This is a genomic window from Paenibacillus sp. GXUN7292, assembly GCF_050864975.1.
Lineage (GTDB): Bacteria > Bacillota > Bacilli > Paenibacillales > Paenibacillaceae > Pristimantibacillus.
Genome location: NZ_JBOZWO010000021.1, coordinates 51,942 through 75,678, shown reverse-complemented (window position 1 = coordinate 75,678; position 23,737 = coordinate 51,942). Strand labels below are relative to the sequence as shown.

The following is a 23,737-nucleotide window of genomic DNA, read 5'->3' as shown; positions in this document are numbered from 1 at the left end:
TTAATTAACTAAATGACTTCATGCCTGTGAAGGGTGACTTCTATGTATAAAATATTAGTGATCGAAGATGACATCATGATGTGTAATATGCTCGCTATGTATTTGTCCGAAGAGGGTTATCATGTTGCACAGGCTAATCAGGCGGAAGAAGGACTGGCGCTTGCTGAGCAGTTTATGCCGAATTTGATTTTATTGGATCTTGTACTTCCTGATAAAAGCGGACTCGAGGTATGCTCTCAAATACGCATGCATTCGATGGTGCCTATTATGATTTTGTCTGCAAAAAGCGAGGTCTCGGAGCGTGTGCAGGCTCTTAGAGCCGGTGCTGACGATTATATGTGCAAGCCTTTCAGCATGCATGAGCTTACTGCTCGTATTGAAGCTTTATTACGGCGGTCGCAGGTGCATGTTCAGGATGAGTCAGCTGCAGATACGGCTCAGCAGGAGCATAATAAACGGCTTCAGCTGGATCATGAGCGGCGTGTTTTATTGGTGCAGGGCAAGGCAGTAGAAACAACCTTTTCGGAATATGAGCTGCTAAAGCTGTTCTTGTCGCATCCTGATAAAGTGTTCAGCAGAGAAGAACTGATCAATCAAATAAGAGGCTTTAATTCTTATGTTACAGACCGCTCAATAGATGTTCATATCGTGAATTTGAGGAAGAAGATTGAACCAAATCCTAAGGAACCGGTGTATTTGAGGACAGTATGGGGGTTTGGCTATAAATACACAAATGGAGCAGCAGAACCCGTCATTTAAATAAGAATGCAGTTGAAATACAAAGGGACTGTCCGAAGGCCTATGGCCTAAGGCAGTCCCTTTGTCTGTTGCAAACCTAAAACTAGTTAGCTAACTTCCATATATAATTTTGTGCCGTCGTTGTATTGTAATATGGCAACTTCATGAATAACCTCAATGAAATGAATTCTTTTCCATTTTCTTCGGAATTCAAAGTTTAGTTCTAGGTCCTGCAGTTTATGATGAATTTGCTCAACCAGTGCGTTGTTGTCTTTATTACAGTAAACAGGAACAGAGCGGTTCTTAAATGTAATAATTTTCATCATTGCAGACACCTCCATTAGTCTTTCATCTACAATAACATAAACTATTTAGCCGCTTATGAAACAATTGTCAGATTCATATGATCTTTACTAATACTTTTCTAACAATTGTACAGCAAAAAGCACAAGCATATGAGCAGGATAGAAGCTAAGCCATAGCCAGCGAGGTATGCGGATTTTGTCTATTTGTTTCAGCAGCAGAGGGAAGTACACGATCAGCACGGTTGCAAGGAAGCTGTATACCTGCACGAACCAGCCATTAATAAACAAGCCGATAATTATATTAAGGGCGATATGCAGCCACAGCATATGCGCCGGCCGGGCATAGCGGTATATAAGCACAAGCAGCAAGCCGTACATGCCGTAGTCAAAAGCAATGAATTCCATAAAAAAAATAGCGATACAAACAACAAACATCTGTATGAACAAAGCTGAACGGAAATGGTCAATAATGCGAATCGTAAACAGAGCCGCCAGCAAGGTTGCAACGGCGTTTAAATGGTAAGTATGAAATAACAGTGAAAAAGGAATTTGCGAGATAAGCGCCAGTACAGCAAGTCTAGCTGTATATCTTGTAATATTGCGCGTTCTCCCATAGCCAAGAACGAGCAAATAGGCATAGAGAGGAAAGGCAATCCTTCCCACCACGCGGAAATAGGAGTCTTCTGGAAAAAAAGCAGCACCAATATGATCAATCAGCATCGTAAGCATAGCAATGAATTGTATGACAATCACCTCGTAAGGCGTTTCTTCTTGGTAGTATTATAGCATGCTCCTTGCTGGGATTAATAATAAATCCGGAACAATGAAAAATAACTACAGTCCGGCATTTTTTTGCAGTCTTCTGGCAATCTCCATAAAATCCTCTTGTGATATGCCGGGTGCGAATTCCTCCGGAGAGGAAGGCAAGTCAAACATAGGCGCACCTTCGGGAACACCTTGAATGACCTCAAGCGGCAAGCCGTTCAAAGGGTTTTGTCCGTTCCAAATCAGTGCAATATCTTTATAGTCATTAGGACTGAAGGTATATAGCTTATTTCCTAAGCCCATCGCTTCAAATTTTCGGGCTGTTTCAAAATGCTCATTGCTTAAATCCGGTATAGGAATAAGACGCTTCACATCCACTCCGGTTGCAACTTCAAGCGCTTTGGCATATGCCAAAACATGAACTCCCCCTCTTACAAGCAAATAACCAATCATTTCTCGTGCGGTTGGATGATCGGTCATTTCGTATACTCGCATTTTATGTGTGCGCGCCCCGCACTCAAGAAAAAAGTTATGGAGCAAGTCCAAAACCAAATTGCCGCTGCTGAATACATTGTCTCCGGTCCAGGCTCTGCCCATAGAATCGCCTGGCAGCGAGGTTTGGGCTGTACTAATAAAAAAGTAGCTGTTACGTTTGTTCAAGCCTTCATGAAGCGGGGTGGAATCTGGCTGTCCGGCACTGGTTGTACCAGTTAACACCATATTTATAGCTGCTGATACGAGTTCAACATGACCAAGCTCTTCTGCAGTTATGCTAGCAACTAAGTCATAGAAAGGTTTTAGCTTTTTCTTCTCTCGGAAATTGAAAGATTGAAATAAGTAATTGTTCAGCGTGGACATCTCACCGTATTTTCCGCCTAGCAGCTCTTGTACAGCTGCTGCAGCGTTGGCATCAGCGTAGGGAGATGCAGGCAGCTCAATCTGAAGTCGATTCAAGCGTTGAAACAAATAAAAAACCTCCCATCGTAATTGATGCTTTAGTGTATGCCGTGGGAAGAAAAACCATGCTGACTTAATTTGTATAAATTTGTATCACCGTTTATATAAACCTGTTTGTTTGTACCATCCAAAAATAGAAAGACTGCATATAATAGAACAGCTAGATATGAGAGGGGGGATAATATGAGTAGAGTGTTGAACTCCCGTTTCAATAGACACGAGTCTGCGGTTGCTGCTACTCAAAGATCTGGCAGGGAGCTAGGTTCTTTCTTTAGAAAGCTAACAAATCGCCGTGTTGCTAGAGAATTCAATAGAGCCGTTCGCTGCCGTGATGCAAGATTCATTGAGCAATTGCTAGGCAGACATTGCCGTGTAGTCCGATTTTTCTGCTGCAACGGATTTAGCTGTGTAACGATTAGATGCGTCTTCGGCCGCTTTGCTTCCAATGTTACAACAGTAGAGATTTGCGTTCGCAATGAGAGATTCTGTGACGGATTTTAAAAAAAAGGAATGCGGCAGCGTTAAGCTGTGCATTCCTTTTTCAAATTATTAGACTTTATAAGTTTTCACGTAATAAGCTGTCAGCCTGCTTGCTTGGAGCCTTCCAGCTCGGATGTGCAGTACTTGCAGCGGGTAGCTTTAATAGGGACTTGAGAGAGACAGCGCGGACATTCCTTTTCAGTCGGATCAGCCGGCTTTTCTTCTTTTTTATGGCTGTTGCGAAGGAAGTTAATACCTTTTACCAGCATAAAAATACAAAATGCAACAATAATAAAGTCTAGCATAACATTAATAAACTGCCCGTAATTAATAGCAGCAGCAGTCGCTAAAGCATCTTTGTCCATATTGGACGTATCTACCAAATAATATTTAAGATCTTTAAAATTCACTTCGCCTAGCAATCTGCCAATTGGCGGCATAATAATATCATTAACAAGGGAGGTAACAATTTTTCCAAATGCACCGCCGATAATGACACCGACTGCCAGATCGATGACATTGCCTTTAACAGCAAATTCTTTGAACTCATTTAATATTTTTTTCATAGCCAATACCTCCACGATTCTATCATTCACAGTATTACCTGTTAACAATCTCACTATTCATGACATTCTAGCCTATGTAGTCTATTAAACACCTTATTTGCAATAGTTTAAAACCAATCCTTACAAAATGCAACATATTGAATCGACATGAAAAGGATTTTATGGAAATTTGTCGAACTTTCTAATATGTTTATACATTCGAGGAGGCACAGAATGAGTTGGGACATGCTGCTGGAGCCAATCGTTTTGCTGACGGTTGCTTTAGGTGTAATGATCTATACATCTTATACAATGTTTACAATGGTAGACTATTACAAAATGCATAGAAGCAAGCCGCTCCTGTTTATTTTAATTGGCGCAGCTTTCGTATATTCAGTTGGGCAATGGACGACCGGTATGGCAATAGAAATGACAGTCTCACCACATACCTATCTATTTGTCGATAAAGAATCAATTCTGCTGCATGGCTTTGTTGTATCCAGTGCGGCAATCGCAACACTTATATGGAAAAAAAAGCTTCGGTCGAGATATATGTTAAGTGCTGGCCTGTTCATGCTGGGCATAGCAGTACCCCTTGTACATATCTTGTATTTTGACGATTCCATTAGCCATTCTTCGTTTTATATCCATCTTATTTTTATTTTTTTAATTTGCGGTGCAGGTGTTATAGGTGCCTTTTATTGGTTCAGACAGAAGCTTATTCCGTTTTATCGCTTGAAGGCAGGCATTATTTTGGCCGCAACTGTCACAGCCAGCAGCTTCTTGGTCATGCTCGCTATAAGGCAAGGGCGGCAGGTCATCTCCTTTAATTATCCTAATAATATAATTCAATTGCTTAAATTGCTTGTCCTGTTTTTTGTTGTCACAATGTTTAGTATGGCTTTGCAATGGTGGCTTTCCAAGAAGACGATTTTGGAATCCTACCATAAGTATAAACTGCTTGTCGAACAATTTTCAGATACTACAGCACTAATTAAAGATGACCGGTGGGAGTATATTAACCCGTCAGGGCTCCGGCTGTTCCAAGCCTATCATGAGCGGGATTTAATAGGGAAATCGATTTATGCGCTCATTGATCCGCGCGATCATGAACGATTTTCACAATGGCTCAGCCTGGCATACATGCAGCAAACTGAGCCGATCGAGCTCAGATGGAAAACCTTTGAGGGAGAGCAGCGCCATACTGAAGTAACATTGCTTATGTGCACAGAGGCGGGGAATGCTTACCAGCAAATATGGATTAAAGATATTATGAAGCAGAAGAAGGAAGAGGAGAGAAGATTATCTGCGGCCAAGCTTTCCGCTACAAAGCATATGGCAGCGTGCATCGCTCATGAAATTAGAAATCCGCTTACTTCAATTAAAGGGTTTTTGCATTTAATTATGAATGGAAGACTCAGCAAAAAAACATATTACACCGTTATGAAACAGGAACTGCTGGATATCGAGTCCATTATTAATAATATGCTGATGCTGGTCAAGCCTCAAACAACGGATTATAAATTGCTGGATATATCGAAGCTGGTGAATGAAGAGATAGCAGGCTTGGAGCAGCTGCTTACGTCTACCTCAGTGCAGATTCAATGCAGAATGGATACTCCGCCCTTGCTCGTTCGAGGGGTTGAGCAGCAGCTGCGCATCGTATTTCATAATTTATTGAAAAATGCAACGCAAGCTACACAAGAAGGCGGTACCGTTTACATACAGCTTTATTTGAACAGTATGGATGAGATTGTTATTGTCATTAAAGATGAAGGCGAAGGCATTACGGAGGAGCAGCTGGCTCGTATCGGTCAAGCATATTTTACGACCAAGGAGCAGGGCACTGGCATCGAGCTGATGGTGTCCTATACGATTATCGATCATCATGGCGGAAGAATTAGCGCGGATAGCAAGAAAGGCTTCGGTACGACATATACAATATGGCTGCCGAAAAACAAGCAGGCGACTGGAGCGATCGGAGTGCTGAGCGCGCATGCCGAATTAATTGCAGATAAGCCGTAAGTGCACTCACTAGGCTGAGACTGCTAACTGCTGACTGCTGAGACTGCTGACTGCTGAGACTGCTGACTGCTAACTGCTGAGACTGCTGACTGCTGAGAATATAACAGGATACACTGTTTTGATAGCGTGTCTCAGTAGGATGTCGATTAATTGTGGATAGGGCAATAAGCAATCGAAAGGGATGTTACTACGATCAAGTTTGGGATTCCGACCGCTGTTGTAGTCCAATTTTTTTGATGAAATAACCCCTCCCTGCATAGGATAAAATTGGTCTACAAAGGCGGACGCTACCGCTTCTCCATTCCCAATCTTGCTCTTCGTTCCCCTTTCTTTTTGCTTGCCAATCGTTGCCCACAATTAATCGACACCCTCCTCAGTTCCGTTAGCGTTCAACGGCCTGATTTTATGCATCTAGACCTCCTTTTTTATCAAACATAGGATTCTAAATGGATTTCATGTATCTAGTTTGCAACAATGGCGAACTCTTTTTTTATGGAAGGAGTACTCACGCGCCAAAGCTAACTGCATTTCTTCAGTTTGTTGTGGAAACTTATATTGGAAAATTGTTGACGTGTACCGCGCGGTTACAGAGCTATGTATCAACCATCACATATTGCTTGTTGCCCTTTCTACAAGGAATCGACAACTTCGATCAATGGTCAGTCGTTCCGCTATTTGGCCCAAAATCGCAGTTTTGAGGAGGTAAAGTGACAGACGTTCCGCTATTGGTCAATAAATCGAAGAATAAGTCCCATTTAGAGCCGGATAGCGGAATGTGTGTCCGCGTAATTTAAAAAAGGGCGGTTTTTAGGCAAATAACGGAACGTGTGACCACGTCCATTCATTGTGAAGCCCAAACTGGATCGCAGTTCCACCTCTTCTGTTGCTTATTTAAGGATGATCATCATACTAGAAGCCAGTTAGTTCAACTGGTAACGTGATTCCAATTTCTTGCCGCCATACCATAGTACAACAATAGTAATCGTAATAACGACAAACCGCCAAGGCTGCTGCATGGCATGGGAAATATCGAAGCTAATAAGAGAAATGATCAGAATCATGACAGCTTTTCCAAGTACAGTTGCAAGGAAAAAAGTATGAAAGGGAACTCGGCTTAGGCCAGCGACAACCGTAATAACAACAGACGGTGTAAAGGGAAAGCTGGACAGCAAAAATAACGGCGAGAAGCCTTTCCTATCGATCCAGTTAAAAAAGCGCTCTGACTTTGGATATTTTTTTTCAATACGAGCTTTTACATTTTTTCCGAAATAGCGGCAAATTAAAAATAACACTACTTTTCCGGCCGTTACACCTACCCAGGATAAAAGGAATCCAACGCCCAAACCGTAAATGTTTACATTCGCTGCAATAATAACGATAAGCGGAAGAAAAGGCAGGAACGCTTCCACAAAAGGCAAGAGAATGCCTGGGAGAGGGCCGTATTCTGAAAGACGCTCCAATGTTTGCTGCATTTGCTCCAAATCCAAATTTTTGAGCTTATCTATCCAATCGTGCAATTGACTCATTACTAATCCCCGTTCTTGTAGATAATTGCGTAGAAGATCCCGATTATTGCAAATAATATGGCGCTTGTCCAAATAACAGAAATCGAGCCATTCCAAAGTGCGATGAAGCCCCCCGCAACAGGTCCAATCATGACCCCTACGCCTTCGAAGGCGGAAAGCATTCCCCAGCCCAAACCTTCTTGCTTGGGCGGCACATAAGAAGCCAGCAAGGCATTCCATGTAGGTAGAATAGCGGAATAGGCAATTCCCAAGCCTATGGCAATAAATAAACAATACCAAAATGATAAGCCCCATGCCAATACATAAAGACAAATTGCAAATGCGCTAAATCCAATTCCTAGAAACCAGCGTTTGCCGCCTAGCCGGTCTGCAAGCTTGCCCATCGGTATTAATCCGATAACGGCACAAGCTCCGCCAGCTGTTAGCAGGATGGAGTATTGTATACCTGAAAGGCCCAGGTTGTCTTGGGCAAAGGCAGGCAGAATAGGCAGCAGCATGCTGGCGCCGAGCGTCTGTAAAATCATGCCCGGCAGCAATAGACGCATCTGCGAGATTTGCTGCTTCAAAACTTGGAACTGCTTCCCTAATGGAACAGGTGTAGCGCTGGCTGCTGCTTCTTTTTTCATAAATGGCGTAAGAATACACGCAAGTAAAGATAATCCAACAAGCAGCTGATAGGCAAACGGCGTGCTATAATCTAATATGACATTGCAAACGATAGGTCCGCTGCCGAGGCCGACAAGCCATATCGTGTATAACACGCCCATTTGCGTCGCACGATGCTCCTCTGTTACTTTAGTAAGACACACGATCCAAAGAGGAGACATGCCGACACCGTAAATCGCAGCTGCACCTATAAACATCCATGGCAAATCGGCGAATTGCAAAGTATATATTCCGATGAGAGAAAGAATGAAGCCAACGAGGACCACTAATCTTCCTGAGAAACGATCCAACAAATAGCCTATGACCATCTTGAGCACAGTATCGACAATATAATGAGCCGAAATAGCTATGCCAATAATATCAGACGATAAGCCTAATGTTTTTGTTCCATAAATCGGCAATAAACTAACCAGCACTGCGCCACGAACAAATTCTACTATAAATAATATGACTGAGACGAGCTTCATTTCAGCTCCAAACCAGGCTTTGGCTGTGGTTGATGTGTGCACGATATAACTCCTTTATATGTAAGTTATTATCATTATTAATGTTTGTAAGGTAAAATATCCAGTTTGTGATGAAATTAAATGATTCATTTGTTAAATATTGTACGAAAAAACTGCTGGGAGGTTTCAGATGAAGACATTGAAACGGTTGTTTGCTTGGCTAATGATAATACTATTAGTGGCAGTTATTATAACAGTAAGCTTAATTATTTACATCAGACCTTCGGATAATCTCGACCTTAATTATTCCAACATATCAATTGCGGATAAAATATTGGAAAATGTACAAAAGCGCAGCTTAGATATAGAACTCACACAGAGAGAGGTAAATAATCTTATTAAAAAAAATTTGATACCGGAATATTCCGAGGACATAACGATTAAAGGCGCTGATTTTCAGCTGCGTGATGGCGGAATTATAGCACTTTTGCATATAAAATATAGAGGCGTGGTAGATGCACAAATAGTGGCTGATTATGACTTGACTTGGAATAAACCGAACTTACAGCTGGTGCCTGTTTCTTTGGCTATGAAAAAGATTAAGCTGCCTGTGCAATTATTGGAGCCAATAAATGTACCTATTGAATTGCCCGCTGATGACATTGTCAGTATAAAGACAATGAATGTGACAACTGAGAGCGTCAAGCTAAAGCTGGGACTTAATCGCCTTGATTGGTTAGGTTGGTAATAGGCTGGAGCGATATAGAAAGGGCGTGCCCGAAGTCATTTATTAATGATTTGGGTACGCCCTTCCGTTATTAATTTCGTTTAACAATCACAACTCTTACTCAATCACTAGTCCTGCGCTTGCATAGCCTGCAGTTGTCTGAAGGACAGCAATGCCTGCAGTTTCTGCAGAAATTACTAACAGCAAGCGAGTTCCTGCAGTGACAGGTATATTAAGCCCAGTTGTAATACCTCTAGCCGCAGTACCAATAGCAAGTATGCCTGTTAGTGAAGGAGCTAGTGTTACTGTCGCGCCAGGTACAGGAGAGAATATATTGTCCGTACCGGTTGATTGATACATAGTTGCAGTTAGAGTAACTGAACCAGTTAAGAGGGAAAGAGCGGCAGTAATGCTAAAGTATGCTGCCATGCCAGTAATGACGCCATCACGCGGCATGCTGTAAGCGAAGTTTAGCAGTGTACCGGCAGCCCCGGTCAAGTCGATTTCTTGGCCTACAAGCAATGCTGTAGTTCCACTATTGCCAAAGCCTATCAACCCGACGTTTCCAGCAAGTCCAGATACAAGACTTGTTAATGCAACAGGCAGTCCGGATGAGAATGGAATTAGAGCGCCTGGTCCAGGTTCGCCAGTAGGCCCTGTAGGTCCCGTTGGTCCAATATCGCCAGTCGCACCCGTCGCTCCGTCGGCACCCGTAGCACCCGTAGCACCCGTAGCTCCATCAGCACCCGTCGCACCAGTAGCTCCATCGGCACCTGTAGCGCCAGTAGCTCCGTCGGCACCCGTCGCGCCAGTAGCTCCATCAGCACCCGTAGCACCAGTAGCTCCATCAGCACCCGTCGCACCAGTAGCTCCGTCGGCACCCGTCGCGCCAGTAGCTCCGTCAGCACCCGTCGCACCAGTAGCTCCATCGGCACCTGTAGCGCCAGTAGCTCCATCGGCACCTGTAGCACCAGTAGCTCCATCAGCACCCGTCGCACCAGTCGCTCCGTCGTCACCCGTCGCGCCAGTAGCTCCGTCAGCACCCGTCGCACCAGTAGCTCCATCGGCACCTGTCGCGCCAGTAGCTCCGTCGGCACCCGTCGCGCCAGTAGCTCCGTCAGCTCCATCAGCACCTGTTGCTCCATCGGCACCTGTAGCGCCAGTAGCTCCATCGGCACCTGTAGCGCCAGTAGCTCCATCGGCACCCGTAGCACCAGTAGCTCCATCAGCACCCGTCGCGCCAGTAGCTCCGTCGGCACCCGTCGCGCCAGTGGCTCCATCGGCACCTGTCGCACCAGTAGCTCCATCGGCACCTGTCGCGCCAGTAGCTCCGTCAGCACCTGTTGCTCCAGTAGCTCCGTCAGCACCAGTAGCACCCGTAGCTCCGTCAGCGCCAGTAGCACCCGTAGCGCCATCAGCACCCGTCGCGCCAGTAGCGCCATCAGCACCCGTCGCTCCGTCAGCGCCAGTAGCACCTGTCGCTCCGTCGGCACCTGTAGCGCCAGTAGCTCCATCGGCACCCGTAGCGCCAGTAGCTCCGTCGGCACCCGTCGCGCCAGTAGCTCCATCAGCACCCGTCGCGCCAGTAGCTCCGTCGGCACCCGTCGCGCCAGTAGCTCCGTCGGCACCCGTCGCGCCAGTAGCACCCGTAGCTCCATCAGCACCCGTCGCGCCAGTAGCTCCGTCGGCACCTGTCGCACCCGTAGCGCCAGTAGCTCCGTCGGCACCCGTAGCACCAGTAGCTCCATCAGCTCCAGTAGCACCTGTCGCTCCGTCGGCACCTGTAGCGCCAGTAGCGCCATCAGCACCCGTCGCACCAGTAGCTCCGTCGGCACCATCAGCACCCGTCGCTCCATCGGCACCTGTAGCACCAGTAGCGCCATCAGCACCAGTAGCTCCGTCAGCTCCAGTAGCACCTGTCGCTCCGTCGGCACCTGTAGCGCCAGTAGCTCCGTCGGCACCTGTCGCTCCGTCGGCACCAGTAGCGCCAGTAGCTCCGTCGGCACCCGTCGCGCCAGTAGCTCCATCGGCGCCTGTAGCACCAGTAGCGCCATCAGCACCCGTCGCTCCGTCAGCTCCAGTAGCACCTGTCGCTCCGTCGGCACCAGTAGCGCCAGTAGCTCCGTCGGCACCCGTAGCACCAGTAGCGCCATCAGCACCAGTAGCGCCAGTAGCTCCGTCGGCACCCGTCGCTCCATCGGCACCTGTAGCGCCAGTAGCACCAGTAGCTCCGTCGGCACCTGTAGCGCCAGTAGCTCCATCGGCACCTGTAGCGCCAGTAGCTCCGTCGGCACCTGTAGCACCAGTAGCGCCATCAGCACCCGTCGCTCCGTCAGCTCCAGTAGCACCTGTCGCTCCGTCGGCACCTGTAGCACCCGTCGCGCCATCAGCACCCGTCGCTCCGTCAGCTCCAGTAGCACCCGTAGCTCCGTCGGCTCCAGTAGCGCCAGTAGCTCCGTCGGCACCCGTAGCGCCAGTCGCTCCATCGGCACCTGTAGCGCCAGTCGCTCCGTCGGCACCTGTCGCACCCGTCGCGCCATCAGCACCCGTCGCTCCGTCAGCTCCAGTAGCACCTGTCGCTCCGTCGGCACCAGTAGCGCCAGTAGCTCCATCAGCACCCGTCGCTCCGTCAGCTCCAGTAGCACCTGTCGCTCCGTCGGCACCTGTAGCGCCAGTAGCTCCGTCAGCTCCAGTAGCTCCGTCGGCACCCGTAGCACCAGTAGCACCAGTAGCTCCGTCGGCACCCGTCGCACCAGTCGCTCCATCAGCACCCGTAGCACCAGTCGCTCCGTCGGCTCCAGTAGCACCAGTCGCTCCATCAGCACCTGTTGCTCCAGTAGCCCCGTCAGCTCCAGTAGCCCCCGTCGCACCAGTAGCGCCATCGGCACCCGTCGCACCAGTAGCTCCATCAGCACCCGTAGCGCCAGTAGCTCCGTCGGCACCAGTAGCACCCGTCGCTCCGTCGGCACCTGTCGCACCCGTCGCGCCATCAGCACCCGTCGCTCCGTCAGCTCCAGTAGCACCTGTCGCTCCATCGGCACCTGTAGCGCCAGTCGCTCCGTCGGCACCTGTCGCACCCGTCGCACCAGGAGCTCCGTCGGCACCCGTAGCGCCAGTCGCTCCATCGGCACCCGTAGCACCCGTAGCTCCGTCGGCACCTGTCGCACCAGTAGCTCCATCAGCACCCGTCGCACCAGTAGCTCCATCGGCACCCGTAGCACCCGTAGCTCCGTCGGCACCTGTCGCACCAGTAGCTCCATCAGCACCCGTCGCACCAGTAGCTCCATCGGCACCCGTAGCACCCGTAGCTCCATCGGCACCCGTCGCACCAGTAGCTCCATCAGCACCCGTCGCACCAGTAGCTCCATCGGCACCCGTAGCACCAGTCGCTCCGTCGGCACCCGTAGCACCAGTAGCTCCATCAGCACCCGTCGCTCCGTCAGCTCCAGTCGCACCTGTCGCTCCGTCGGCACCCGTCGCGCCAGTAGCTCCATCAGCACCCGTCGCGCCAGTAGCTCCAGTTGGCCCTTCGCCGTACGGTCCAGTAGCACCCGTCGCTCCCGTCGCTCCAGTCGCTCCAGTAGCACCTCTTTCACCGGATGGTCCAGTTGGCCCTTCGCCGTACGGTCCAGTGGCCCCTGTCGCTCCCGTAGCTCCAGTCGCCCCTGTAGCACCTCTCTCACCGGATGGCCCAGTTGGCCCTTCGCCGTACGGTCCAGTAGCACCAGTCGCTCCAGTCGCTCCAGTAGCACCTCTTTCACCGGATGGTCCGGTTGGTCCTTCGCCGTATGGTCCAGTAGCGCCCGTAGCTCCAGTCGCCCCTGTAGCACCTCTTTCACCGGATGGTCCAGTTGGTCCTTCGCCGTACGGTCCAGTAGCACCAGTAGCTCCAGTGGCACCCGCTGAAGCAATTAAAGTATAGTCGGGCGAGGTATCAGGTGAACCAGATGGCGGAGCATTGTTGACAATATAAGTGCTGCCGTTGTAAAGAACGACCTGTCCTTCTGGATAGTTCGGTTCGTCAGCAGGATCAAAAATAACAGCACCGTCTAAACCTAAACCTCTAGGTCCCGTCGGTCCGATTTCGCCAGGCAAACCATCGTAGCCTTGAGGTCCTCTTTTACCACGCTTGCCTCTGTAGCCGCGCGGTCCGCGAGATCCGTCATGTCCTCTTTTACCGCGTTTGCCGCGAGGGCCTTCAGGACCTCGCTTGCATTTTGCGTGAATGCAGCGATGCTTCTTAGAGGAATGCTTGGACTTTTTGGAGAGAGAAGTCTTCTTTTTTTTCCACGACGTTTTCTTAGTCTTGCATTTGCATACGGTTATTACCCGTTTGCATTTTGTAAGACTAACCTTCTTTTTCTTTATAGTACTCAGTTTACACACCTCCTATTGGATTTGCTCTATTCTATGGTCCTTGTAAATAAAATGCGTGGGTATTCGACTTTAAAAATATTAATTTTTGATTTTTATATGAATAATAACTAGTTTATTATGGCCAAAAAGATCTACACAGAACAGGGAGTATAATATGAGACGAGATCACCAAGGGAGATAAAAGAGGGCTTCTATTAAATAGATAGGAGTAGAGGAAATAGCGAAAAAAAATAAGAGTCTCAGCAAAAAGTAGGTACGAGAACCTTTTTACTGAGACTCTATTTCATGTATGATTAATAATGTAACAGCTGCATAGCAATATTAAATTAATAGGTTAAACAGGACAGGGTCCTTATTCAGCTCAAGGAACTGGAAGCCCTTTTTGCTCATGCGCTCCACCAGCGGAGCATAATCTTCACGATGCTTAAGTTCAATGCCTACTAGTGCAGGACCATTGTCTTTGTTTGATTTTTTCGTATACTCGAAGCGGGTAATATCATCATTAGGACCAAGCACCTGATCAAGAAATTCACGCAGAGCACCGGCGCGTTGCGGGAAACTGACCATAAAGTAATGCTTATAACCCTCATAGATTAAGGACCGTTCTTTCATTTCCTGCATACGGTCGACATCGTTATTGCCGCCGCTTATAATGCATACGACGGTTTTACCTTCCAATTGCTCACGATAAGCGTCAAGCGCAGCAACGGGCAGCGCTCCGGCCGGTTCAGCGACAATCGCGTTTTCATTGTAAAGGTCCAGAAGGGTAGTACAAACTTTACCTTCAGGCACGACAACGATATCATCAAGCAATTCCCGGCAAATCATATAGGTAAGCTCGCCGCTCTTTTTGACTGCTGCTCCATCTACAAACTTGTCTATTTTGTCCAATGAAACAACATGGCCTGCTTCAATAGACGCCGTCATCGATGCTGCACCTTCAGGTTCGACGCCAATAATTTTGATAGATGGGGAAACGCTCTTGATATAAGAGGCTACGCCGGCCGCAAGACCGCCGCCTCCAACCGACAAAAATACATAATCCGGCACTGAATCAGCCTTTTCCATCAATTCTTGTCCAACAGTTCCGTTCCCGGCAATAATTTTACGATCATCAAAGGGGTGAATAAAAGCCATGCCGCTCCGCTGGCTTTCGGACATTGCCGCCTCATAAGCGTCGTCAAAGGTATCGCCTGTCAATACAATTTCAACGTCTTTGCCGCCGAAGAAAGACACCTGATTGACCTTTTGCCTTGGTGTAGTGCTGGGCATATAGATTTTTCCGGGAATGCCAAGAGTTTGGCAGGAGTAGGCAACGCCTTGCGCGTGATTGCCTGCGCTTGCGCATACCACTCCTTTTTGCAGCGTTTCTTCAGATAAGGAACGTATTAAATGGTAAGCCCCGCGGATTTTGAAGGAGCGCACTACTTGCAAGTCTTCTCTTTTGAGTAAAATATTACAATTGTATCGTTCTGATAAAACGCGATTATGTTGAAGAGGAGTCCGAACTACGACATCCTTTAAATGCATTTGAGCTTGAACAATCTCTTCGAGGCTGATACGCCCCGATGGTACAGAAGCTTCATTCATTTCCTATCATCCTTTTTCGATATGTCTAATAATTAATTATAACATAACATGGACAAGTAATAGTGTTTCAAGTAACATGACGTTAGTTAATTTAAACTGCCACTATTTTGTTTGCTTTCAAGGAGAGATTTAAGGTGCAAGAAGAACTGCTTCTAACATTTCGCTCACCGCCATTGCCCTTTTTTATAGAATCAGAACATGTTGTCTATGACACTGGAGAAGAGTATCCGAGCCGATCAAATGTAGGTGTATTTGGATTATTGTTCGTCAATTCGGGCACGCTTCATATTGCAGAGGGAGACAGAAAATGGACGCTTAAGCAAGGCGATGCGCTAGTTCTGCGGCCGGACCGCAAGCATGCATCATTTCAGCCATGCAGTGAAAGAACGACCTTTGATTGGGTGCAATTTCAAACGGTTGGAGCGTGGGAGGAAACTGTTCAGCAGGAGCAGGCCACGCTGTTAGGCGACCATTACAGCTATGTGATAAGAATGGCCAAGCATATGAGGCTTGCCGCGATAAATGAGGCCAAAGCTATGTTCGCACAGCTGCACGCAGCAGCTGCAAGCTCGGATCCAAGCGGGTTTTGGAACAAGCAGGAAGCCTTTCTGGCTTTGCTGCGCTTGCTCGATGAACAGTGGAAATCTGAAATGGCCGGAGCGGCGATATCGGTTGCTGAGCGTACAGCTGCCTATTTAAAACAGCATTACAAGCAAACGGTTACCAATACAGTGCTTAGCCATGAGTTGAAGCGCCATATTAACTATATTACACGCTGCATGCTTGAAGTTTTTGATTGCACGCCTCAGCAGTATTTGCTGTTCTACCGACTCGATCAAGCGAAGCTGCTGCTGCTAAGAACGGATTGGCCTATAGCTAAAGTAGCGGAGGAAACAGGCTTTAAGCAAACCCCTCATTTTTCAAGATTATTTACCGAGCATACGGGTATATCTCCGCTTCGGTACCGCAAAAGATTTATGAATGAATAGTTTATGCATAAAATAACAGCCGGTAGCAAAAACTGGATTCAATTACGCAAATACGATGGATTGCAGAACAGGAGCGATTGCGATGATTGACCGGTTTTCGTTATCTGCTGAGACTGGAAAGATAGTAGATAAATTTCATGTGCGAAAAGCGTTGCAAAGTGATACACAACGTTTTAATATTACGCCTACTCATTCAGCGGCAATAATAATGAATGACAGACATGAGGTGCGGACGCTGCAGCAGGCTCGCTGGGGGCTGTTCCCTTTTTGGGCAAAGGATGCTGTCAATACTTCCTATGATCAAATGACTCGAAAAGCTTTTTTAGGCCGGATGCTCAGCAGGCAGCGCTGCGTAATACCATGCAGCGGTTTTTATGGCCAAAAACAGGTGGGGCAGGAGCGCGATCCTCGCGCGATGCATATCGTCTTGCCTAGCAAGCCCTTGTTTGGAATTGCAGGTATTTTTGATCGCTGGCGCTCGCCGGGCGGGGAAGAAATAAGAGCTTTTACAATGCTGACCGCGGAAATGTCGGGAGCGATGTCGGTTTGGCAGCCGAACGTGCCGATTATTTTGGACGAGGAAGGGATTGAGGAGTGGCTGCATCCGCATATACATCAAATCGATCAGCTGCGGAAGCATCTTGTGCCGCTGGACAGTTATTTTATGAGAGCCTATCCTGTTACGAATGCTGTCCGCGATGATCAGTATGAATCTCCGGATTGTGTGCGCGAGATCGATTACGCTTAGCTATTGATACGACGTAAAACAGGCTGCCCCGCTAACGAGGCAGCTTTTTATCTTTTGGAATGATGAAGCCACTTGGCGGCGAGAAGGAATGCTTGCTCACAATTGCCTATGTATGCTTCTTCCCAGTGCTCCGAATAGCCAGTCTTAAGCGATACGTGTATAATAAAATATATTTGATGAAACGGACTATACGATAGTTTTCTGTTTTGCCTGATTAATGGGAGGATTTTTAGAAATGCAAGATTATACAGAATATCATTTTGAAATGAACAAGAAGACAGCTATTAAACAGGATGTAGAAACCAAGCTGGAGAATATATTGCGGCTGCTTACCAAAACAAAGCTGCAAGCTTTTGCTGCGCAGCATCAAATTGCCGGCCGATCCAAAATGGGCAAGGACGAGCTGGCAGCCGCACTTGTGCCTGCTATTTCAGATGCCCAGTATTTACTTGATACGTTGGTTATAATGGGCGAGCGTGAGTGGATGCTGTTTGATGAAGTTATGAATAGCAAGCAGCCGCTTGTTTATGATGGAGCTCCAATAGGATTCTACTCGTATTTGCAGGACGCTGGAATCATTCACTTATTTTATTATGAGGATCATATATATTTAGTAATAGCTGATGAAATTAGGGATACCTGGGAAAGCTTGAATAAGCAAACTGTTAGAAAGGAAAAGCGCCAGTATCAGCTTGTACACAACTATATTGCGGCTTTCTCCAATCTATATGGCGCGTTTAAGCCTGAGCAATTGGTCGAAGTGTTTAATAAGCAGCAAGCGGCTCAGCTGACAGAGGAAGAGCTTATGCAGTATGTGAATAAGTTTTTACAGAAGCAGCAAATATTTACATGGCAGCCGCCGTATATCGCCAGCAGTTATTTTGATGATGAGAAGACTAGCAACGAGTTAGCTGATTTGCTGCTCAAACGCAGCGGAAAACCGTTTTATGAGCCTGAAGCAAAAGAATTACTGAAATATGCTGATTCTGGTTATTATGAGGTAACGTCGCAGCTGCAAACTTTATATGACTATGTTGGGGCTTATTTGTGCAAGGACAAGGATTTCCTTGAAATGTTGATAGATGATATTCAGCTTGCCTGTTCGATGGAATCATCGATGTCCGATATTATGGATGAGTTTGTACGAAGAGATATTGTATTTGAATCTGCCGAGCAAGTACATTTAGTGAGCTCAATCATTAATGAGGTGTACAACAATACTAGGCTTTGGTCGAATGCTGGGCATACGCCTTACGAACTTAAGAATATGTTCGAACAAAATGAGTCCAAGCAAGCTGTTGCTGCAGTTAGCAGCTCGACAGCTAAAGCAAAGGTTGGCCGGAATGAGCCTTGCACTTGCGGCAGCGGAAAGAAATATAAAAAATGTTGCGGCGCTTAATGGCTGCTGCAGTGTTGAGTGGGATAGAAGAATTGCACAATTCGTACAGTACAGCTGGATTGGAGCCGCTCTTATGAAAAAAACATCTTTTGTGCAGCCAGACGCTGAGGGCTGGTTGAAAAAGTTTAAGTTTTCAGTGCCTATCAAAATCCGCTATTGCGAGACAGACATGCTCGGGCATGTTAATAATGTCAGCTATTTTATGTATTTTGAACAGGGACGTATTGAGTATTTTGAAAATCTCGGCTTAACAGATGCCTTGTTCGGCGAGCAGGCTGTTTCTGTTGTCGCAGATTTGGAATGCCAGTATTTGATGCAGCTTTATTTGAAGGATGTAATGAATCTCCATGTGAGAGCTGCGCGAATCGGACGGTCATCGATTGATATCGAATACGCCATTGTTGTGGGCGAAGCATTGAAGGCAGCAGGCAGAGGGACGATTGTTCTGGTGGATACAGTTACGGGAAAAAGCACGCCTATTCCGCAGTTTGCCCGAGATATAATTGCTGCCTACGAAGGCGAGGATATTAACATGTAGCTGAATAGCGGAACGTCTGCCACGTCGATTCTGAGATATCGATTCGAGGAGCTACGTATCAATAAGGGGATCCCTATCGTCAAGTTGACGATAAGGATCCCCCTTTTTTTGAAATACAGAATTTACAAACTCAACTTTCATAGAGTGGAAATCGGCATAAATGCATAATGCAGCTGACAAATTACCCTAACGGTTGCCGAAGATGCTTATTTCGATTATTTTAGCTCATTTGAGATTTTAACGGTTGCTACGAGCGCTATTGTACGATTCCTCGCGCAAAATCAGTGCTTTTTGGGGAATTAAGCACACTAGCAACCGTAAGAAAATTCAAGCGGTCATTTTTGCACGAATAGCGTTTATGGCAACCCTTAGAAGTTCATCATTGCTCGGAGCCGTTTATCCTTGCCTTGGCTAGGAGCTCGCTGCTTTCAGCTTTAATATTTCTTCTGTAAGAATGGGCACGACTTCAAATAAATCGCCTACGATGCCATAGTCAGCGACAGAAAAGATAGGGGCATCGGGATCTTTATTAATCGCAATAATCGTCCGTGATTGGCTCATGCCCGCCAAATGCTGAATAGCCCCGCTTATTCCGCAAGCGATGTATAAGGTTGGCGTAACGACCTTGCCAGTCTGCCCAATCTGCAGGGCGTAATCGCAATAGCCTGCATCACAAGCCGCGCGGGATGCCCCAACTGCGCCTCCCAGAGCATCCGCCAGCTCCTTCAGGGGCTTGAAGCCGTCAGCGCTGCGAACTCCTCTGCCGCCCGCTACGACGACATCCGCTTCAGAAAGATCCATTTGACCGTTTGCGCGTCGTACAACCTCGCTAATAATCGTATGCAGCGTCGGCGGCTCAAAGGCAAGGGTTTGAATGGTGCAGCTGTCAGCTTCTGCGCTGTCTGACGCTTCAGCAGCAGGAAAGTTATTCGGGCGAATCGTTACAATTCGCAATTCATTCGTTTGAAACCGTCTATGCTCGAATGCTTTTCCCGCATAAATCGGACGAATAAAGCTGACTCCTTCGCCAGTTGAGTCGATTTCCATTGCCGTTGCATCAGCAATATGCCCAGCTCCCTTGGCGGCAGCAAGCCGCGGTGCCAGCTCTCTGCCGAGAGCGGTATGCCCCATTAGAACGGTTTGCGGCTTAATAAGATCGGTTGCAGCTGACAGTGCCGCATGAATGTATTCTGCCGGGCTGCTTGAAGGTTGAGCCGCATCTGCGATATGTACGACGTCGGCGCCCCGCGCAGCCAGCGCTTTAGCCAAATTGTCCCTGGCAGCGGAACTTGCACATAGAAGAGCGTGCACGCTGCCATCTGATCCGGCCAGTACTCTTGCTGCCTGAAGAGCTTCGAATGCGACGCGGCGCAGCTGGCCGTCACGGCATTCTGCAAATACTAGAATCGTTTGTTGCAAAGAAGCACCTCCCTTTTAAAGATCTTAAAATGCATATGTTTTGTTATCTGTTTTAGAGCAGCCCTTTGTTTTGCAGGGCGGAGACAAGGGATAAAGCCTGCTGCCTGGCATCGCCCTCCAATCGGATACCCGCTGCTCTAGGCGGTTTCGGCATAAGCCTTGTGCGAAGCGTTCGTGCGGGCACGCTGCCGGCATCGGGCTGCACGGTATGCAGCGGCTTTCGCTTCGCTTTCATAATATTAGGCAGGGAAGGGTAACGAGGCTCGTTAAGACCTTGCTGGGCAGTAATAAGTGCCGGCAAAGGCAAAATCGCCGTTTGAGCATCCCCCTCGATGTCCTGCTCAACTACCGCATAATGGCTGGCGCCTGTGATAGGCGTCTGTTCCAGCTGGTCAGCCGTACGTATCGCAAGCTTGACAGCTGCTGATGCATGCGGAATTTGCAGCCGCTGCGCTACCTGCAATGCGACGCTGCCCGAGCCGCTGTCGACTGCGAATAAGCCTGCAAGCAGCAAATCCGGCTGCAGCGGCTCTATAGCTGCCGCAAGCGCTTTGGCAAGCTCGAAGCTGTCATCAGGCAGCTTGTCTTGCGCAAGGCGAATGGCTTCGTCTGCCCCAATCGCCAGCGCAGTGCGCAGCGCTTCCTCAGCTTTTTCATTTCCGCATGTAATAACGGTTACCGTTCCTCCGTGCTGCTCCTTTTGTCTAATCGCTTCTTCAAGCGCATATTCATCATAAGGATTAATTACGAGCTTGGCTTCGCGATCATCTATGCTTCCGTCATCATGAAACAATATTTTTTCCTCCGTATCGAAGGTTTGCTTCAGCAGCACTACAATACGCTGCATGCTATCACCTCTTTTACTGAAATAGAACGGGTTAATAGAAACTGTCCTCCGCGTTCAATGAATCGGCAGTCTCCTATGCTACTGTATGCTTTTACAAGGTTCATTAGACCGCCTTTAAAAACGAACAAAGAAGCATGTTCATTCAAAGTTTTTCATATATTTAGAAAACTATCTCAGGCATAACAGGAAGAAGCGGCTTCATGCGAAGCAGCAAGCAACAGCATGAAGCAAGCCGCTATGGAAGCTTATTTCGAAATATAAGAAAGTATAAGTTTTTGCACCTTACATCTGTTCTTATATTTCATCGGTAAACGCGCCAGTCCAAAGGACGGCGGAGACATTTATCCTTGGGAGAGAGGAGGTATTTCATTGGTGGAAATGGTGATCCACTGGACCAGGCTTTTGCTGGCAATTGTGCTGACCATTGCGGCGGTTAGTTTTTTTGGCATGGCTGTCTGGAGAAGAATCGGTTATATCCGACTGGGTACTCCAGCTGTATTTGAGCATAAGAGCCAAGGGAGAAAGCCGCGAACGGGCTTTACAGCGGAAGTGCTCGGGCACCGCAGATTATTAAATGATATAAAAAGCGGCCTAATGCACGTCTTTTATTTTTACGGCTTCATTGTACTTCAGTTTGGAGCTATTGATTTGATATGGAAAAGGCTGAATAACGGCCAGGTGCTGCCGTTTTTTGACTTTAAGCTGTTCACCTTCATACAAGAGATTACGGTATTGCTTATTTTGGCAGCGCTTATATATGGCGGCTATCGTCGTTACGGAGAAAGGCTGGAGCGCTTGAAGCGGGGCTGGAAGCCTTCTATTGTGTTGTGGTTTATCGGTTCTTTGATGCTGACTGTGCTTGCGACGCTTGCTTTTGAGCGGCTTGTATACAGCGGTCCCCATCCTTCAGGCTGGCATGCGCCTATTAGCGGCTTGCTGGAAACAGTGCTGCTTGGTGTAGGTATTAAAGCCGGCAGCATTGCGGCTGTGGCAGGGCTCGAGCTGTTCTGGTGGCTGCATCTGCTTATTTTGCTTAGTTTTCTCGTCTATGTTCCTCAGTCCAAGCATTTTCATTTATTAACAGCCCCGGTCAACATTTGGTTCAGAAGAGGCGAGCAGGCAGTCAAGCTGGCGCCCCTTGATCTGGAGGATGAGGAGGCAGAAACGTTCGGCGTGGGCAGCATTGAGCAATTTAATCAGAAGCAGCTGCTTGATTTGTACGCTTGCGTGGAATGCGGACGCTGCACGAATGTATGCCCGGCCTCCAATACCGGTAAGCTGCTGTCGCCTATGCATTTGATTACGAAGCTTCGTGATCATTTGACAGAGAAGGGAGCTGCTATTACTAGCAAGTCCCCATGGATGCCAATGGGGCTCGTTCATAAGCAGGTGTCTGGCGCACATAGAATGGGAGCAGCTATCCCTCTATGGGAAGGACTGGATTTAAGCAAGATCAAAGCTGCGGAAGAGAGTGCGCAGCTGCCTGCGGCGAGCTCTGACATCGCGATTGGCATAGCAGACACGATGCTTTTTCAGGAGGAAAGCTGGCAAATAAGTCAGGCAGCCAAGGCTGAGGAGCTGTCTCTGATTGGAGACGTTATTACAGAGGAGGAGCTATGGTCTTGCACAACCTGCCGCAATTGCGAGGAGCAATGCCCTGTCGGGAATGAGCATGTAGATAAAATAATCGACATGAGGCGAAGTTTAGTGTTGATGGAGGGCAAGCTGCCGTCAGACGGGCAGCGGGCGCTATCTAATATAGAACGTCAGAGTAATCCGTGGGGCTTGCCGCGAGCGGATCGCGCAGCCTGGATGGAAGAGTGCGAGAAGCAAACCGGTATTCGCGTAAGAACGATGAAGGAGCTCAGTATTATTGGCGAGCAGCCTGATGTGGTCATATGGGCAGGTTCGATGGGGGCTTATGATGCAAGAAGCCGCAAGGTGCTTTTTGACCTCGTTAGACTGCTCGAGCAGGCGGGGCTTTCATTTGGAACGCTTGGCGGGGAGGAGCGAAGCTCGGGAGATACAGCAAGAAGAATGGGCAATGAGTTATTATTCCAGGAGCTTTGCAAAGAAAATATAGCAACCATTCAAAAATATAATATGAAGCATATCGTAACCGCCTGCCCGCATACGTATCATACGTTCAAGCATGAGTATCCGGATTTTGGCTTGACCGGAGATATTGTGATCGAGCATCATAGCGAGCTGCTAGCTTCTTTAATAGAGCAGGGGAGGATTGCCCCTCAGCACGACGTTAACGAAACGATTACGATACATGATTCTTGTTACATGGGCAGGTATAACGATTCCTATGAAGCGCCGAGGCAAATTGCCCGGTCAATTCCAGGCATGCAATTGAAAGAAATGAAGCGTTCAGGCTCTAACGCGATGTGCTGCGGAGCAGGCGGCGGCATGATGTGGATGGAGGAAAACGCTGGGACGCGCATCAATTATGCAAGAACGAAGCAGGCGCTTGAGGTGTCGCCAACCGTTATCAGCTCGGCATGCCCTTATTGCTTGACGATGATGGAGGATGGCATTAAATCTCTTAAGGATGACGGTTCGGTAGCTGCTCGCGATATTGCAGAGCTGCTGGCATTAAGCGTGTTTGGCAAAAGGATAGAATAGCGGGGTGAATGTAGTCATG

At 47.7% G+C, this 23,737-nt stretch carries 19 protein-coding genes; 8 read left to right on the top strand and 11 right to left on the bottom strand.

Features of this window, described 5'->3' with window-relative positions; translation table 11 throughout:
* Positions 1–42: 42 nt before the first annotated feature.
* A complete protein-coding gene (locus ACRRU2_RS17430) occupies positions 43–759 on the top strand; it encodes a response regulator transcription factor (RefSeq protein WP_432503577.1) in 717 nt (238 codons plus the stop codon).
* Between the two features lie 86 nt (positions 760–845).
* On the opposite strand, the gene ACRRU2_RS17425 is transcribed toward ACRRU2_RS17430, so the two are convergent.
* From ACRRU2_RS17425 to mscL, 4 genes are all read right to left on the bottom strand, one after another.
* Positions 846–1,064 (bottom strand): hypothetical protein, encoded by a 219-nt coding sequence (locus ACRRU2_RS17425; protein ID WP_331700810.1) that lies wholly within the window; start codon positions 1,062–1,064, stop codon positions 846–848.
* An 87-nt stretch (positions 1,065–1,151) separates the two neighbouring features.
* Complete coding sequence (locus ACRRU2_RS17420; RefSeq protein WP_331700811.1) at positions 1,152–1,796, bottom strand: TraX family protein; 645 nt, start codon at positions 1,794–1,796, stop codon at positions 1,152–1,154.
* An 81-nt stretch (positions 1,797–1,877) separates the two neighbouring features.
* Positions 1,878–2,774, bottom strand: a complete 897-nt coding sequence (locus ACRRU2_RS17415; protein ID WP_331700812.1) for a manganese catalase family protein — start codon at positions 2,772–2,774, stop codon at positions 1,878–1,880.
* Between the two features lie 572 nt (positions 2,775–3,346).
* A complete protein-coding gene (gene mscL / locus ACRRU2_RS17410; protein ID WP_432503574.1) occupies positions 3,347–3,811 on the bottom strand; it encodes a large-conductance mechanosensitive channel protein MscL in 465 nt (154 codons plus the stop codon).
* Positions 3,812–4,024: 213 nt separating this feature from the next.
* On the opposite strand from mscL, the gene ACRRU2_RS17405 reads away from it, so the two are divergent.
* Positions 4,025–5,815 (top strand): ATP-binding protein, encoded by a 1,791-nt coding sequence (locus ACRRU2_RS17405; RefSeq protein WP_432503572.1) that lies wholly within the window; start codon positions 4,025–4,027, stop codon positions 5,813–5,815.
* Positions 5,816–5,884: 69 nt separating this feature from the next.
* Here the strand turns inward: ACRRU2_RS17405 and ACRRU2_RS17400 are convergent, their stop codons facing one another.
* The 3 genes from ACRRU2_RS17400 to ACRRU2_RS17390 form a co-directional block, all read right to left on the bottom strand.
* Entirely contained in the window at positions 5,885–6,172 is a 288-nt protein-coding gene (locus ACRRU2_RS17400; protein WP_432503570.1) for a hypothetical protein, read from the bottom strand.
* A 563-nt stretch (positions 6,173–6,735) separates the two neighbouring features.
* On the bottom strand, positions 6,736–7,341 hold the full coding sequence (locus ACRRU2_RS17395; RefSeq protein ID WP_331700815.1) for a TVP38/TMEM64 family protein: 606 nt from the start codon (positions 7,339–7,341) through the stop codon (positions 6,736–6,738).
* Positions 7,342–7,343: 2 nt separating this feature from the next.
* The gene (locus tag ACRRU2_RS17390; protein ID WP_331700816.1) at positions 7,344–8,516 is read right to left on the bottom strand and encodes an MFS transporter; all 1,173 of its coding nucleotides are present in this window, start codon (positions 8,514–8,516) and stop codon (positions 7,344–7,346) included.
* A gap of 127 nt (positions 8,517–8,643) precedes the next feature.
* On the opposite strand from ACRRU2_RS17390, the gene ACRRU2_RS17385 reads away from it, so the two are divergent.
* Positions 8,644–9,201 carry a hypothetical protein gene (locus ACRRU2_RS17385; protein WP_432503568.1) on the top strand — a complete coding sequence of 186 codons (558 nt, stop codon included), beginning with the start codon at positions 8,644–8,646 and terminating at the stop codon, positions 9,199–9,201.
* Positions 9,202–9,297: 96 nt separating this feature from the next.
* On the opposite strand, the gene ACRRU2_RS17380 is transcribed toward ACRRU2_RS17385, so the two are convergent.
* Entirely contained in the window at positions 9,298–13,275 is a 3,978-nt protein-coding gene (locus tag ACRRU2_RS17380) for a collagen-like protein (protein ID WP_432503566.1), read from the bottom strand.
* A 603-nt stretch (positions 13,276–13,878) separates the two neighbouring features.
* Complete coding sequence (gene ilvA / locus ACRRU2_RS17375) at positions 13,879–15,147, bottom strand: threonine ammonia-lyase IlvA (protein ID WP_432503565.1); 1,269 nt, start codon at positions 15,145–15,147, stop codon at positions 13,879–13,881.
* Between the two features lie 134 nt (positions 15,148–15,281).
* Between ilvA and ACRRU2_RS17370 the strand changes: the two genes are divergently transcribed.
* The 4 genes from ACRRU2_RS17370 (at position 15,282) to ACRRU2_RS17355 (ending at position 18,821) form a co-directional block, all read left to right on the top strand.
* A complete protein-coding gene (locus ACRRU2_RS17370) occupies positions 15,282–16,136 on the top strand; it encodes an AraC family transcriptional regulator (RefSeq protein ID WP_331701931.1) in 855 nt (284 codons plus the stop codon).
* Between the two features lie 82 nt (positions 16,137–16,218).
* Positions 16,219–16,884 carry an SOS response-associated peptidase gene (locus ACRRU2_RS17365; protein ID WP_432503563.1) on the top strand — a complete coding sequence of 222 codons (666 nt, stop codon included), beginning with the start codon at positions 16,219–16,221 and terminating at the stop codon, positions 16,882–16,884.
* Between the two features lie 235 nt (positions 16,885–17,119).
* Entirely contained in the window at positions 17,120–18,283 is a 1,164-nt protein-coding gene (locus ACRRU2_RS17360; RefSeq protein ID WP_432503561.1) for a YecA family protein, read from the top strand.
* Entirely contained in the window at positions 18,228–18,821 is a 594-nt protein-coding gene (locus tag ACRRU2_RS17355; RefSeq protein ID WP_432503559.1) for an acyl-CoA thioesterase, read from the top strand. The genes ACRRU2_RS17360 and ACRRU2_RS17355 overlap by 56 nt, the downstream gene beginning before the upstream one ends.
* Positions 18,822–19,232: 411 nt before the next feature.
* Here the strand turns inward: ACRRU2_RS17355 and ACRRU2_RS17350 are convergent, their stop codons facing one another.
* Together ACRRU2_RS17350 and ACRRU2_RS17345 are read right to left on the bottom strand one after the other, a co-directional pair.
* Positions 19,233–20,240, bottom strand: a complete 1,008-nt coding sequence (locus ACRRU2_RS17350) for an electron transfer flavoprotein subunit alpha/FixB family protein (protein WP_432503557.1) — start codon at positions 20,238–20,240, stop codon at positions 19,233–19,235.
* 52 nt (positions 20,241–20,292) lie between these two features.
* Positions 20,293–21,087, bottom strand: a complete 795-nt coding sequence (locus ACRRU2_RS17345) for an electron transfer flavoprotein subunit beta/FixA family protein (protein ID WP_432503555.1) — start codon at positions 21,085–21,087, stop codon at positions 20,293–20,295.
* Between the two features lie 378 nt (positions 21,088–21,465).
* Between ACRRU2_RS17345 and ACRRU2_RS17340 the strand changes: the two genes are divergently transcribed.
* Positions 21,466–23,718, top strand: coding sequence for a (Fe-S)-binding protein (locus tag ACRRU2_RS17340; RefSeq protein ID WP_432503615.1), 2,253 nt, complete (start codon positions 21,466–21,468; stop codon positions 23,716–23,718).
* Positions 23,719–23,737 lie beyond the last annotated feature (19 nt).

Coding starts and splice junctions, on each gene's coding strand:
- ACRRU2_RS17405 (WP_432503572.1), top strand. CDS start 4,025: ATGAGTTGGGACATGCTGCTGGAGCCAATCGTTTTGCTGACGGTTGCT.
- ilvA (WP_432503565.1), bottom strand. CDS start 15,147: ATGAATGAAGCTTCTGTACCATCGGGGCGTATCAGCCTCGAAGAGATT.
- mscL (WP_432503574.1), bottom strand. CDS start 3,811: ATGAAAAAAATATTAAATGAGTTCAAAGAATTTGCTGTTAAAGGCAAT.
- ACRRU2_RS17340 (WP_432503615.1), top strand. CDS start 21,466: ATGGTGATCCACTGGACCAGGCTTTTGCTGGCAATTGTGCTGACCATT.
- ACRRU2_RS17360 (WP_432503561.1), top strand. CDS start 17,120: ATGCAAGATTATACAGAATATCATTTTGAAATGAACAAGAAGACAGCT.
- ACRRU2_RS17385 (WP_432503568.1), top strand. CDS start 8,644: ATGAAGACATTGAAACGGTTGTTTGCTTGGCTAATGATAATACTATTA.
- ACRRU2_RS17425 (WP_331700810.1), bottom strand. CDS start 1,064: ATGATGAAAATTATTACATTTAAGAACCGCTCTGTTCCTGTTTACTGT.
- ACRRU2_RS17355 (WP_432503559.1), top strand. CDS start 18,228: ATGAGCCTTGCACTTGCGGCAGCGGAAAGAAATATAAAAAATGTTGCG.
- ACRRU2_RS17430 (WP_432503577.1), top strand. CDS start 43: ATGTATAAAATATTAGTGATCGAAGATGACATCATGATGTGTAATATG.
- ACRRU2_RS17345 (WP_432503555.1), bottom strand. CDS start 21,087: ATGCAGCGTATTGTAGTGCTGCTGAAGCAAACCTTCGATACGGAGGAA.
- ACRRU2_RS17395 (WP_331700815.1), bottom strand. CDS start 7,341: ATGAGTCAATTGCACGATTGGATAGATAAGCTCAAAAATTTGGATTTG.
- ACRRU2_RS17365 (WP_432503563.1), top strand. CDS start 16,219: ATGATTGACCGGTTTTCGTTATCTGCTGAGACTGGAAAGATAGTAGAT.